This window comes from Candidatus Jordarchaeum sp., from assembly GCF_052745115.1.
Map to the genome: position 1 here is coordinate 1 of NZ_JBRAKS010000074.1, position 13579 is coordinate 13579.

16 protein-coding genes are annotated in these 13579 nt (G+C 39.9%); 7 read left to right on the forward strand and 9 right to left on the reverse strand.

Annotated features, from left to right (window positions below; genetic code table 11):
• Window positions 1-433 precede the first annotated feature (433 nt).
• From ACUVXA_RS07175 to ACUVXA_RS07190, 4 genes are all read right to left on the reverse strand, one after another.
• Window positions 434-898 (reverse strand): hypothetical protein, encoded by a 465-nt coding sequence (locus ACUVXA_RS07175; protein WP_445870566.1) that lies wholly within the window; start codon window positions 896-898, stop codon window positions 434-436.
• Between the two features lie 627 nt (window positions 899-1525).
• The gene (locus ACUVXA_RS07180; RefSeq protein WP_445870567.1) at window positions 1526-2308 is read right to left on the reverse strand and encodes an enoyl-CoA hydratase/isomerase family protein; all 783 of its coding nucleotides are present in this window, start codon (window positions 2306-2308) and stop codon (window positions 1526-1528) included.
• A gap of 154 nt (window positions 2309-2462) precedes the next feature.
• The gene (locus tag ACUVXA_RS07185) at window positions 2463-3713 is read right to left on the reverse strand and encodes an acyl-CoA dehydrogenase family protein (protein ID WP_445870568.1); all 1251 of its coding nucleotides are present in this window, start codon (window positions 3711-3713) and stop codon (window positions 2463-2465) included.
• Between the two features lie 5 nt (window positions 3714-3718).
• Window positions 3719-4009: a hypothetical protein gene (locus ACUVXA_RS07190; protein ID WP_445870569.1), complete on the reverse strand. Its 291-nt coding sequence runs from the start codon at window positions 4007-4009 to the stop codon at window positions 3719-3721.
• Window positions 4010-4193: 184 nt separating this feature from the next.
• Here ACUVXA_RS07190 and ACUVXA_RS07195 point away from each other — a divergent pair, with 184 nt between their 5' ends.
• From ACUVXA_RS07195 to ACUVXA_RS07225, 7 genes are all read left to right on the forward strand, one after another.
• Entirely contained in the window at window positions 4194-4991 is a 798-nt protein-coding gene (locus tag ACUVXA_RS07195) for a transcriptional regulator FilR1 domain-containing protein (protein WP_445870570.1), read from the forward strand.
• A gap of 239 nt (window positions 4992-5230) precedes the next feature.
• Complete coding sequence (locus ACUVXA_RS07200) at window positions 5231-5605, forward strand: Zn-ribbon domain-containing OB-fold protein (RefSeq protein WP_445870571.1); 375 nt, start codon at window positions 5231-5233, stop codon at window positions 5603-5605.
• A gap of 21 nt (window positions 5606-5626) precedes the next feature.
• On the forward strand, window positions 5627-7303 hold the full coding sequence (locus tag ACUVXA_RS07205; protein ID WP_445870581.1) for an acyl-CoA mutase large subunit family protein: 1677 nt from the start codon (window positions 5627-5629) through the stop codon (window positions 7301-7303).
• Between the two features lie 164 nt (window positions 7304-7467).
• Window positions 7468-8094, forward strand: coding sequence for a radical SAM protein (locus tag ACUVXA_RS07210; RefSeq protein ID WP_445870572.1), 627 nt, complete (start codon window positions 7468-7470; stop codon window positions 8092-8094).
• 20 nt (window positions 8095-8114) lie between these two features.
• Window positions 8115-8801: a hypothetical protein gene (locus ACUVXA_RS07215; protein WP_445870573.1), complete on the forward strand. Its 687-nt coding sequence runs from the start codon at window positions 8115-8117 to the stop codon at window positions 8799-8801.
• Between the two features lie 13 nt (window positions 8802-8814).
• Entirely contained in the window at window positions 8815-9078 is a 264-nt protein-coding gene (locus ACUVXA_RS07220; RefSeq protein ID WP_445870574.1) for a hypothetical protein, read from the forward strand.
• 228 nt (window positions 9079-9306) lie between these two features.
• The gene (locus ACUVXA_RS07225; RefSeq protein ID WP_445870575.1) at window positions 9307-9768 is read left to right on the forward strand and encodes a PD-(D/E)XK nuclease domain-containing protein; all 462 of its coding nucleotides are present in this window, start codon (window positions 9307-9309) and stop codon (window positions 9766-9768) included.
• 41 nt (window positions 9769-9809) lie between these two features.
• On the opposite strand, the gene ACUVXA_RS07230 is transcribed toward ACUVXA_RS07225, so the two are convergent.
• The 5 genes from ACUVXA_RS07230 to ACUVXA_RS07250 form a co-directional block, all read right to left on the reverse strand.
• Window positions 9810-10337, reverse strand: a complete 528-nt coding sequence (locus ACUVXA_RS07230; protein ID WP_445870576.1) for a glycine cleavage system protein H — start codon at window positions 10335-10337, stop codon at window positions 9810-9812.
• A gap of 63 nt (window positions 10338-10400) precedes the next feature.
• Entirely contained in the window at window positions 10401-10580 is a 180-nt protein-coding gene (locus ACUVXA_RS07235) for a hypothetical protein (protein WP_445870577.1), read from the reverse strand.
• Between the two features lie 387 nt (window positions 10581-10967).
• Complete coding sequence (locus ACUVXA_RS07240) at window positions 10968-11360, reverse strand: hypothetical protein (RefSeq protein ID WP_445870578.1); 393 nt, start codon at window positions 11358-11360, stop codon at window positions 10968-10970.
• Window positions 11361-11393: 33 nt separating this feature from the next.
• A complete protein-coding gene (locus ACUVXA_RS07245; protein WP_445870579.1) occupies window positions 11394-12770 on the reverse strand; it encodes a hypothetical protein in 1377 nt (458 codons plus the stop codon).
• Between the two features lie 22 nt (window positions 12771-12792).
• Window positions 12793-13437: a cobalamin B12-binding domain-containing protein gene (locus tag ACUVXA_RS07250; RefSeq protein WP_445870580.1), complete on the reverse strand. Its 645-nt coding sequence runs from the start codon at window positions 13435-13437 to the stop codon at window positions 12793-12795.
• Between the last annotated feature and the right edge of the window lie 142 nt (window positions 13438-13579).

Consider the following 13579-nt stretch of genomic DNA (forward strand, 5'->3'; position numbering starts at 1 on the left):
ACCATAAGTACAAGAAAAGAATTTGGGCTTAACTTAATGACATTGCCCTTAATGTCCCCCCTTCATTAACAAAAGCAGAAGACACAATAAAAATCATTTTTAAAAAATCTTAAAAATTAAATCAATCATGCATCTGTAGACTATTTATCCACTTTTTAAGAGAAAATATTCCTTTAAAAATATATAATTTTGTGTGAATTTAGCTGAGCAAAATGGAAAAGGATTATTATTCCCCTTTTTGCCAAACGTAGGTTTCTATTCGCTTTTCCTTCAGGTTCCACGCTTAAAGCAAAAGAGGGAAGCATTAAGCCTCTTTCCGCTTTTCCAGCAATTATAGGAGAGATCTGAAACTTGAGCTAAATACACACATAATTTTTAAAAAAATTGAAAAAAATTGAAGGAAGATCGGCTTTAACGACTCTATTGGAATATTTTATTTCTGTTGCATTTCTAGTTTTAAGATGCAAACGTTCTCGTTATTTTCTGCTTCGAACCGGTTCACTTCACCCAAACCTAGAGCATGGATACCCCCCATTATAGTGACCGCTATGCCACACAGAGGACAGGCGTTGTATCCCAAGGTTTTCGCGTATTTAGCCATTTCTGTCCATATGCAGTTAGTAATTTTCTCTTTGTGTGCGTTTTCAGAAGGATCCGCTATAATTTCAATTTGATATAGTCCGGTGTCTTTTCCCAATTTTTCAATGTTTTTTATGAACTCTCCCATGGTTTTAGGGGGATCTGAACCTACTATCTGTTTGAAGAGACCGTCTATTACCGGGGCTAATACCGTTGCTCCTTGGCGTCCAAGTAACACTGGAGTTACACCCATCTTATCCGCTGCAATGAATACATTACAGTAGACTATGGCATTAAAAAAATCCTTCATTTCGGACATTTACCATCACACCTATTTAAAATTTTTAAATTTCAAACCCCCATAAGAGGCTTGAGAAAGTAGATTGAAATTTTTAACCTACTACTCTATTATTTGTAATTTTACTTTAAATACTCACTTGCTGTAATTAAATGGACCTTAGGCGTAATTGATACTTCCGGATTTTTTTTCCGTTTTCAAGCGTCTTTTATCACAGTTTTTGCATTTTTCGGTAGGATTTCTGAAGGATTTTAAACTTTTTCGCCCCATTTCTGAATAAAAAATAATTACGCCTAAGGTCTAATAAATTAAACAAATTATATATACTTTTGGTTTAACACTCACACTCTGATCGACTAAAATCACCATATTTCTCAGTAGGTTAAAGATTCTGATGAATTTGCCATGACCCAGTTATCTATAAACAAAAATTGGTATCGGGAATACTCCATTAACATCTGCATTTATGGGTTTTTAAGCGACTCATTTTTCTTTATACTGTATCATGCTAAACTCGAAAATGTTGAGAGACCTAGTCTTCCAAGGGAAAAGATATAGGTGGGGAGAGAGAAAAAAGTTTTTGCACTCCCACTAGGGTACAAGCGAAGTAGATACAACCAACTGAGCAATAAGGCAATTTAATCCGCTTTATTTGCCTTTCCATTTTGGTTCCCTATTACCCTCTAGGAAGGCAGTGAACCCCTCAATGACATCTTCAGTACGAAATAGTTCATAGAATGGCTCCCAGAGTAAACCGATACACTTGTGGGGATTTAAATGTCTGCTCTCAGCGAACCATTTTCTTGTCCATTTATGGCTTACTGGCGCAACTTTTTTCATTTCATTAGCTAAATCCATAACTTCATCGTGTAATTTCTCATGTGGGACAACCTTATTCACTAGTCCTATCCGATAAGCTTCCTGGGCGTCTATTATTTTACCAGTTAATAATAATTCTTTTGCATGTCTCATTCCTAGTATGTCGGCCAACATAAGAAAAGCTGTGCCACTAACCAAACCTCGACGATTTTCCCAGAACCCCATCACTGCACGCTCGCTAGCAATAGCACAATCGCAAAACAATGTCAATTCCAATCCACCAGCATAGCAGAGTCCATTAATCGCAGCGATCATCGGTTTTGGATACCTGATCAGGAGCTCATGTGGATCAAGTAAGTCTGCTAGGAACTCACCCAATCCTTTAAAGCCGACCGTGGATAGTTCTTTTATGTTCAGACCCGATGAGAATGCGGGATCCTTTCCCGTTATTACGATTACTCGCACATCGACGCCTTTTTCAGTTTTTAATAACACATCCATTATTTCATGCCAAACTTTTTTATTTAGCGGATTCATTTTTTCGGGGTTGTTGAATGTTATCCAACCAACTTGGTCTTCCACTTCGTACAATATGGTTTCATATTCTCCCATTTTTCGATTCCTCCTTTTTTATGTTGTTGGACTAATTAATTATATTTTTATGGTCAGTATTTTGTTTATATTTGATTTAAGAAAGGAAGCTTCTTTTTACATAGTAGCGAAAATAAAAATTAAAATTGGTGTAGGAAAGGTATTTACAATTTTTTTAGGATTCATTTAGATTTTCAATCTCCTCTTTAGTTACACCTCTCAATGCTCGTGGTAATAATCTCTCATCTATATCTTTAATAAACTCGTTTCGTCCAATGAATATTTTTAAAATATCATTTGACCCTCCCGCAATCTGCATTAACATCGCGTTTTCTAAGATACCGTAAATTCCGAATTCTTGTGTATACCCTTCTCCTGCACAAATATATGCCGCGTGCTGACCGATTTCAGCAAGAGATTGAGTACAATAAATTTTTGCTGCAGCAGATTTGACACCAAATTCAAACATATCTGCCTCGCCTTTATCCAATAAATCAGCTAGGTAGTAGATGGTAGCACGAGCAGTCTCCAGACGCATTTTTATTTCTGCCATCCGTAATTGAATATTTTGATAACGTGAAATTGGCATTCCAAACTGGACTCTTCTCTTGGCATACGCACGTGCTATTTCCTGGAGAATTCTGCCCTGACCAATTACTCCCGCAAGACCAAGTCGCTCGATATTCAAGGCGCTCGTCATCACCATCCAACCATCACCCGGTTCTAATATCATGCATTTTTCAGGAACTCTGACATCTCTGAACCGTACAACCGAATTTGCCATCTCAACTCTACCCGTTAAACGGTTAATCTTCTCTATAGTAATACCTTTACTACGTCTGGGCACGATAAAAGCAGTCAAGTGTCTATGTATTTGTTTCATTTGGGGATCTGTATTAGCGTAAAGCATAAGGTAATCTGATAATGGAGCAAGGGTAATGAATCGTTTCCAACCATTCAAGATCCATTCATCACCATCTTTTTCGGCGTGTAATTGTAGACCAGCAACATCGTTTCCTGCGTCCGGCTCGGTTACAGTTATAGATGCCCATTTTTCGCCCTTGACCATTGGAGCAAGGAACTCTTCTTTCTGGGCGTCAGTCCCAAATAATAGGACTGGTCCAGCACCAAACACACTTGTAAGGAGCGGGTTGATATTCAACAAGCACCTCCCAGTTTCCTCATTTAGTATAGTGTAACCCGTATAGCCTTGTTCACTCCCCCCATATTTCTCCTCGGTTAGAACCATTAGTGGATGGAATCCGTGTTCGATACATTTCTTGCTGGCTTGCCATTGGATAGCCATTGGATCCTTGTTTTCTTCTTCTAGTTTCATAGCTAATGGAACTAGCTCAGAATCTACAAACGCTTCCATTTCATCGGCAAACTTTCTATTCTTCTCACTCCACCATGGCATGTAATCCATTTCATTTACAACTCCATTTTATAATTTTTATAATAATCTTTACCTAGACCATATTTCAATGAGACATCGCCGATCTCGTTCAGTCCTTTCCAGGTTATTTTTGCAAGTTTTATTTTGTCCTTCTCCTTGTACAAGTTTACGAGTTCTTGATTCTCTAAAGACTCCAATACTGTGTCCAATTCTTTCCTCAATCCCAATAATTTTCGAAGCTTTTTGATTTCCATGTGTAGTCCTTGGGTGTATTCAAATTCCTTAGCTAGTATTTGTAAGACTTTGAATTCCAAATCATCTAACAAAAAGAAGCCTCCTCTTCTCCATTTTGAGTCTTTATTATATTTTAATGAATGTTTTATTTAAAAAATTCCTAATATGAGCCTTATCGAATTAAGATTTATCCTAATTCTTAAGATTAATCTTAATTATTTGGTTCTGAGTTAATTTTATATTCTCAGATATACTAAAAGAAAATTTAGATGAAATATGAAGGTTAACGACTTATTCTTCGAATTATCCCATGGAGAACGATATAGCATCTTAAAATCTATTTCTAAGAAAAAGAAAAAGCATATGCATTTGGAAACTGAATTAGGGCTCACGGGACCCGAGGTATCCCGACACTTAAAAAGATTACAAGAAGCAAAGCTCATTCAAAAGACTGTTGAAGGTGATTACCAAATCACTTCTTTTGGTAAAATGATTTGTTCTGTGACCCCCTTTTTTGAGAACAGTCTGAGTTTAGTGGATTTTATAAATACTCACAATTTTGAAAACATACCCATGGAAATTCTGTTCCAGATAGTATGCTTATCAGACATCGAACTTGGAACAAAAACTATGGAAAACATTGAATTATGGGCAGAATTAATCAAGAAGTCCAATGAATATATTTACGCTGTTACGGACCAATTACAAACTTCAGTAATTCCTATTACACAGAAAAAAGTTCAATCGGGAACCGGCTTTGATATCAAGGCGATTATCGATCGCAAACTATTTGAAAAATTCACAAGAAGTGAATATTTGACTCCCCGAGCAAATGAATTATTAAAACAAATTGATTTTTTTAACAGTGTACGGTTATCCGAAGAACTTAATTTATCCCTCATGATTACGGATAATGGAGCTATGGTTTTCCTTAGAGCCGGAGATTCGATTGATTACAGCAAGTGTATTTTTAGTAGATCCGAAGATTTCTTGAAGTTAACTAAAAAGATTTTCGATCTATACTGGTATAAAGCTTTAATAATCAAGCCTTCTGACTTACCCCTCCAACTATAATTAGATAAATATATTTGATATCTACTTTCTAAGATAAAAAGATGAAGATTGTTAATTTTTTTCATTTACGCTTTAGCAAATATTCTCCTTTTCACTAATAGGAACTTCTTTTCCCATCCCTCACTTTTCTTTAATTTCGATGGGCAATGTGTTTAAAGCTCTTAATATAATTTATATATGTGAATTGCTAACCAAGAGTTCATAAATAAACACGCAAATATCGTAAGGGTGATTAACATATGGAGGATAAGGAAAAAATATTGGCAGAGCTGCGTCGAATCAAATGCAAGAGATGCGGCAAAATACAGTATCCTGGAAGGGCCAGATGTATTAAGTGTAAATCCTCAGAATTTGAAGATATCTATCCCGAACCCTTGGATAGTGGCACGATCACCACTTTCACCAAGCTTTATGCACTCCCCGAAACCCTAAAAGGAGAGCCACCATACGTCTTCGGAATAGTGGAATTCAACAATGGGGTTAGAGCCCTAGGGCATATATTGGAAAATGAAAAAGTTGAGATAGGAATGAAAGTTAAACCCACATACGGTCAAGTATCAGTGGACCCTGAAGGAAAACCAAATTTTGGAATCATCTTTAAACCTGTAGGCTAGAGGGTTTGTAAATTGACCAAAATAGAAACAAAAGATAAAGAGATTCTGGAAAAAGAATTCAAAAAATGGGAGAAAGAAAAACTAGAAAAATTTTTAGGAAAGAACCCGGAACGTGAGAAAATATTTTTCTCGGCGTCAGGAATTGAGGAAAAAAGAATTTACACTCCACTGGACCGAATAGAGAAAAATTATATTGAGGAGCTAGGGTTCCCAGGAGAATATCCTTTCACCAGAGGCGTTTACCCCACAATGTACAGGGGACGGCTCTGGACCATGCGTCAATACGCCGGTTTCGCATCCGCAAAAGAAACCAATCTCAGATTCAAATACCTCATAGAGCAAGGCCAAACAGGACTAAGCATCGCATTCGACCTACCCACACAGATGGGCTACGACTCTGATCATACCCTCGCCCAAGGTGAGGTAGGCAGAGTAGGAGTAATCATAGACACCCTAAAAGACATGGAAACCCTCTTTGAGGGGATACCCTTAGATAAAGTTAGCACCTCAATGACCATCAACTCTCCCACCGCAATAATACTAGCCATGTACATTGCTGTGGCTCAGAAACAGGGAGTTGACATCTCAAAACTGGCCGGCACGGTGCAAAATGATATACTGAAAGAGTACATTGCCCGGGGAACATACATTTTCCCCCCAGAGCCTTCCATGAGACTGGTTGCCGATGTGATAGAATACTGTACAAAAAATATGCCCAGATGGAACCCGATATCCATATCCGGATACCACATAAGAGAAGCAGGGTCCAACGCGGTACAGGAAGTAGCCTTCACACTCGCCAATGGAATATCCTATGTGAACGCGGTATTAGACCGAGAACTGGATATTGATCAGTTTGCAAGAAGATTGTCATTCTTCTTCAGCTCGCATAATGACTTCTTAGAGGAGATCGCAAAATTCAGAGCGGCCCGTAGACTATGGGCCAAAATAATGAAGAATCGATTCAATGCCAAGGATGAAAGCTCCATGCAATTAAGATTTCACACCCAAACCGCGGGCTCCACCCTAACAGCCCAACAACCCGAGAACAACATTATTAGAGTAGCGATTCAAGCCCTAGCAGCCATAATGGGAGGAACCCAATCTCTACACACCAACAGCATGGACGAAGCCCTCGCACTTCCCACAGAAGAATCAGTAAGAATCGCGCTAAGAACCCAGCAGATACTAGCTTATGAGAGCGGTGTCACCAACACTATAGACCCTCTTGGAGGGTCATACTTTATAGAAACTCTAACCGATAAAATCGAAGAGATGGCGATGCAGTACATCGAAGAGATTGACCAGATGGGGGGAATGGTGAAAGCCATAGAGAAGGGGTATGTTCAGAAAGAAATAGCCACAATGGCCTACAAGTTCCAGAAAGAAGTAGAGAGAAGCGAAAAAATTATTGTGGGAGTAAACAAGTTTCAAACCGAAGAAGAACCAGTGCTCACCCTACACAAGATCGATCCCGAGATTGAAAAGGAAGCAATCTCAAACCTGCAAAAAATCAAAAATAAGAGAGATGACAATCTGGTTAAGCATCTACTAGAAAAACTGAGAAAAGAGGCGAAGGATAATAAGTGTAATCTTATGCCAACCCTGATAGAGACGGTTAAGGCCTATGCAACAATTGGAGAAATATGTGACGTGTTAAGGGAAGTATTCGGAGAATTCAAACCACAAGCAATATGAAATTGGAACATGAAACCTCTATTAAATCCTCAGTAGCCTATGAAAACACTCATTTCTGTTTAGATTACTGTTAACTGGAAACGCTTATATTAAATTTAGGTTTAGTAAACTAAATCATCGTTATCAACATTAGTATCATAGTTATTAGGTGGGTTTGTTAATTTATGGGGACAAAAAGGATTAAACCTTTGCCTGAAGTGGCATCCATACATGAGAACAAGGACCTTTTCCGATTTCACGCGGAGAAGCATCCCATTCGGGAGTTACCCTATCAGACCAAGTCTATTTGTCCTGTGTGTAAACTTGATGAGATAGTGACAGTTGTACCGGCTATGGTCTACGAAGAAGACGGCAAAGTTATGATGAGGAAGACCTGTGATAAGCACGGCGAGTTTATAGATTTGTATTGGTCTGATGCAGAGATGTTCAAACACGCCATGACATACTGGTATAAGACGATAGGTCTTGACAACCCGAGAACCGAAACTGCCGAAGGCTGTCCCAAAGACTGTGGCCAATGCCCCAATCACAAATCGCACACTGCTCTAGCTATAATTGATGTAACCAATAGATGCAATTTAAACTGTCCAATATGCTTTGCTAGTGCCGGCGAATCGGGCAATATTTACGAACCTTCACCAGAAGAAGTACTTGATATGATGAAGAATCTTCGGCGGAACCTGCCAGTACCTTGCCCGGGCATTCAATTTGCGGGTGGTGAGCCTACACTCAGTGAGAATCTACCCAATACGTTAAGTGGGATAAAGAACTCGGATTCAATCATGTCATGATTGCCACTAATGGGATTAGGATGGCTAAGAGCGTCGATTATATACGTGAGCTTGTGGAATGCGGGCTAAATACTATATATCTCCAGTTTGATGGTGTTAAAGCTGAACCGTATATTGCAGCCAGAAACATGGATCTAAGACCTATCGTACAGAAGGTATTGGATAACTGTAAGGAAGCAGACCTGGACGGTGTGATATTAGTACCAACAGTTATGAAGGGTGTTAACGATGACCAGCTGGGGGCAACTATTCAATTTGCATTGGATAATCGGGACATTGTTCGATGTATTAACTTCCAGCCTGTAAGTATCGCTGGTCGAATCGACTACGAAGAACGCTTGAGGATGCGTATTACTATTCCGGAAATCATTCATCTCATTGAGAAGCAGACTGCTGGTCGGGTAAGGGTAAAAGACTGGTATACTATTCCTTCCATGGTGTTGCTTGGAAGAGCTTTGGAACTCATTAAGGGGCGTCCAGAGCTTGAGCTAAGCGCACATTTTGCGTGCGGTATGTCTAGTTTCTTGTTTCTCAGAGATGATGGATCCTACTATCCGATTACTGAGGTCATCGATATAGATAAAATCTTGGGAATTCTGGAGGATATATGCAATCTCTACGCTGAGGGAAAGCGGTTTGCGGGTGTACGTGCTAAACTTAAACTCGCGGGGTGCTGTAAGACATATCAAGAAAAAGGGTTTGATTAAGGACCTCACATCAATGCTTTTAAAAAAGGGTAGCTATGGTTCACTGAGAGCCTTCATGCACAACGTAATTATGCTGGGACTGATGCATTTTATGGATCCGTTCAATATGGATCTCGAAAGAGTTCAGTACTGCGACATAAATTATCCCACCCCCGATGGGAAAATAATTCCGTTTTGTACCTACAATAACATCTACAGACCATATGTAGAAGGCAAATTCGGTAAAACACTAGAGCAGTTCCAAAAAGAAAGAAAACCCATTCAATTGAAACTCTAACTAATATAACTAATTTTAGACTCGTAAAAGCTCCAAATTCTAGCCATTTTCACTCTTTAAACAATCTTTCTTTTAAAACCTAATATTTTTGACTGGAATTTGCTCAACTCTTATTATATCGGTAATTCTTTTATAGGAGGAACTGAGAAATTTGGATTGATTATTTCAGGTTTCTGTCGATTAATCTTATATTATCGAATTATTGCTTAGTTTGGTGGTGTTTGCTGAATGTCTCTTAAAAATTTTGCTAAATATTTCTCTGAAAAGTCAAAGGATAAGGATCTGGTTCAAAGAATGATTGAGACTCTAAGAGGGGAATTAAGTAAAGGGAAGGCTTTTGAGGATGAGGAGGATTTGAAAGATAGGATTAGGGATATTTGTTTGTCTTTTGATTCCACCTTGTTGCGTGACCAAATTATCCAAGTTTATATGGGAGCCTATAATGTTGATTTCATACTTTTAAGGGGTTTACTGGCCATGGAGGTAAAACTGGTTAAGAGCAGAGAGGAGTTGGAACGAGCGGTGACCGAAATAGTTTCTCACATTCCTGCTTTCAGCAGTATCTACAGTAATGTTCTCTTTTTAATATACGACGGAGGTGCGGTCATAAAAAATCCGGATGAGTTTAAAAGGAGCATTGAGAGTAAATCAGATAATATTATGGTGTTAGTAATAAAGAGGGACCTTTAGTTTATTCTTTAAAAAGTGCGTAAAAAATAATTTTTTTAGAATTAGGGCAAGTCCATATCCACTATGGTGTATCCTTGCTTTGCTTGTTCTATGATTTCGTCATCTTCCTCAGTGAACTCAATTATGTCTTGAATAATCCATTTTATTGCTTCTTCGCCTGTAAGAAGATTTTTTATTTCCGCTTCATAGTTTTCTGGTTTAAGAATCAGGAACCAGCCATCAGTGTAAGCATTTCTAATATTATGTGGTGGAGATGATATTCTATCCGGATTAACTTCAACAATGGTTCCTGATAATGGCGCGAAGAATGGGCCTATGTATTTTACTGTTTCTAGGAGACCGAAAGCTTGATCCTGTTTGAGTTGTGTTCCCTCGGGAGGCAATTCAATGACATATGGTAATGGATGAGTGATGGTTGTAACCGTCATAGGTATAGCTCCGTAGGAGTCTAAGCCTATTCTGATATTTCCGTCCTCCAATTTCTTAACCCACATATGGCCGCGTTTATGGTGTGAGTAGTGAAGATTAAGAGGGAAGAGCATCTCTCCTACTTTTGCAACTTTAGCCATTTTAATCCCAAGTGTAATTTATTTACAGACTTATAACATTGATTAATTGTCTCTGTTTTCCCTTTAGTGTGGTCGGGTGGTAAAATCGAGTTCCCTGAAATAAAATTCTGCGTATCCACATTTAAGGCACACATAGGCGTCAGCCGGGAAATTTCTTCCTATTTCAAGTATTGAGGGTACAGAGACTTCCTTCATTTGGATATTTTCTGAATTGCATTTTGCGCATTTGGTTACTTTAGACATGTAGAACCACACCTCTTTTTTAAAGTTTTAAATTCTAATTCATAAAATAAATCTGGCTTGTATCATTTTCATTATCAATATATATTAGCTTTTCTACTTTAATTCATTGAAAATAATTGTATTTAAATTCTGTTATTAAGCAAGTCTGGTGGTGAATATACTGCCCGATGAACTAGAAGAAAAGCAACCATCTAGAGATAATTCCGATATTTCATTTTCGCCGAAAGATTTTGGATTCGACATCAGCCGTTTTCGGTGTACGCATTGTGGCTCTTTTTCCGTGCAAAGCGTGAGAGATGAACCTGTGGTGTCGGGAATTTTTCGTATTTTTAAATGTAAAAAATGTGGGAAGGAATTTGGTAGATTTGTTGGTAGAGGTTAGCGAAGTTATCCTTTGTGTTTAGGATGTCCCGGAGGATAATAGGGCTCGTAGGAAGCGAAGACTTTGTATTGCTGTAGCACCGCCACGTCACCCTTAATTTGCATTTCTCCAGAATAGTATTTTTCAGCCAAATCCACTTCCTTCGTGTGCTGACCAACCCAATCATCACTAGACATAATAACGACGGCACTTATGCCGGTAGGTTCTTCTGTCACTATTTCGGTACTTTCGAGTATCCCATCCTTCTTAAACTTAAATAGGTATCCCCGGTTCAAGTCTTTCATCCAGAAACACATTTGGAAGGGTTCCCATCCTTCGCCGTAACCTTCCTCAGACATGTCTTTAATCCTTTTCGCACTATGCTGATAACACGCATCAGCTTGTTCCGCGGTAGCCATTACAATAAACCATCCTAACAGTAGTTAACTTTTTTATGGTTGCTCCCAGCCATTGGGATAAGAACCATACTTTTTAGATGCGTCAACCCAAGCCTGGTAATTTTCCATGGGTATCCAGTAGTCGCTTGGTCCCGGGTTCCAGTACTTGCTCTTGGGGTTCGAACAGGCAATTTTGAATCTCTCTTTCTCATAGGCTGCAATTTCTGAAAGGTCGGCTGCCTTAATCTTGTCCCAGTCCGGAAAGTCGAACCACATCTTATCATAGTGGAGACAGGTTTTGAGAGCGTCTTCAATTGGCCACACGTGGTCGCTGCCCACCATGTATGCGTACTTTCCATGTGACTGAATTAAGATGTCCACATGTCTTCTGAAGTCTCCTCCAGTAATCAGTGTTCCTCCGGGCGGCCAGTGCACCTCCTTACATAGCTCCACGTGATACTGTATTAGGTCTGCGGTCATGTCCGTACCCATGGTGTTGAGACCGTCGCAGAAGAACATGATGTCTGTTCCAGCGTCTCTTACCGCTCTGTGGTGTCTGATGCAGAATCTGAGAGCCTCCCTCATACACATATGATACCATTCAGGATTCCTCTTATACATAATGGCTCTCTCTCGAATACCCAAAGTAGGACCAATGGCTGCTCCGGCGGTGCCTATGGGGCCTACACAGGTATTTGTCATAAGGGGCATTACTCCCCAGAGCCCCGCCCTTCTTAGATACTCCTTAATAATTCTGATTTCCCAGAGCTGATGTGCGTATGCTCCGTAGTCCGCTTCCGGTATTTTGTGTGATAGGAACGGGGCGGTCCTATATGGTAACCATGGAACTTTGAAGCCAGTTTCCATTGCTCCCGCGCTTCTACATACGGGAGCCGAGGTTTCCTTTAGATAAACATGTCCACCCCACTCAGCTTCAGAGTAGGTGATTTTGTGAGTGAAAATAATGTCGGTAGCGAATTTTGCCACAGCCATGTTGGTTGCTATTACGTGTAGCTTAGGATATCTGTGAAAGTCCACTCCCTTCAAAACTACACCCCAGGCATCCAGTAACCTTGGAGCAGTGGTGGCGAGAGCGTAGTTGCCGGCCATTATGGGGCAGCGGTCTCTCTCCACACCATAAGCGGTGGCCCAGTATCGGTCTATGGGGGTCATTTTTTCCTTAGCTATGTTTTCGTGCATCTTGAGCATTATGCGCTCCATCATGACCTGTTCTTCTTCAGACCATTCGGGGTCTTTGAAGTTCCAGTACCAGTCGGGAATCTTCAGTTTCTCGTAGATTTCCCATTCACTGTAGGCGTAATCGCACCAGTCGGCCGCCTTTTTTCCACCAGCTTCGGCTGGCTTCTCGGAGGGCACCGTGTACGGCTCTGGCTTCTTATACCATGATAAATATTCTTCACCTTCAGTCAATTCTCCACACCTCCATTCTCTCCTAGGCCTCTTCCATGAGTTCGGTGGCTAGTTGTACTGCTGCTAGAGCATCTCTTGCAAAGTAGGCACCAATACTTTTTGCAAATTCTGGGCCTGTGGCCCATCCACCGACCATGTACTTGACCGGAATTTTCTCCTTGTCGATAATTTCCTTTAAAGTTTTTAACTTGTCTAGGCAGCCTGTAATAGCTGAGGCTGCTCCGATTATGTCAGGATTTTGCTGTTTAGCGGTTTCTATAAACTTGTTTAGGGGTACATCTTCGCCTAGGTCGATGACGTCCCAGCCCGCAGATTCGAACATTGAGATAACGACTGATTTTCCTATGGTGTGCAGGTCTCCCTCAACCATTCCGATAATTAGCTTGCCTGCCATCTCTGACTTTTCTGCTTTCAGGTGAGGCCTTATCACTGTTAATACCGCTTGCATGGCCTCGCCAGCCATTAGAAGATCTGTTAGTGAGGCTCCACCGAGACCGGATGCGTACATTTCTCCGGCTTTCATCATTCCTGGAGTGCATCCTTTGTTTAATATGTCAATGGCGGATATTCCCATTTTTAGTGCTTGTTTTGCCAGGTCAGCTGCGAGGAGATCGTCACCTTCTGTTAGTGCTTGGTTTAGTTTTTCAAAGATTTCTTCCTCTGACATAGTATCCCTCAATGAAGGTTGTTCTTAAAGAAATTCGTGTTTTATTATATTTATTTATTCTTTTATTTAAATTTTATTAAAATAAGAATTGAGAAGGCGCCTTAAGTATGTGGGTTGTTGGGATAGTTCGAAAAGAATAATT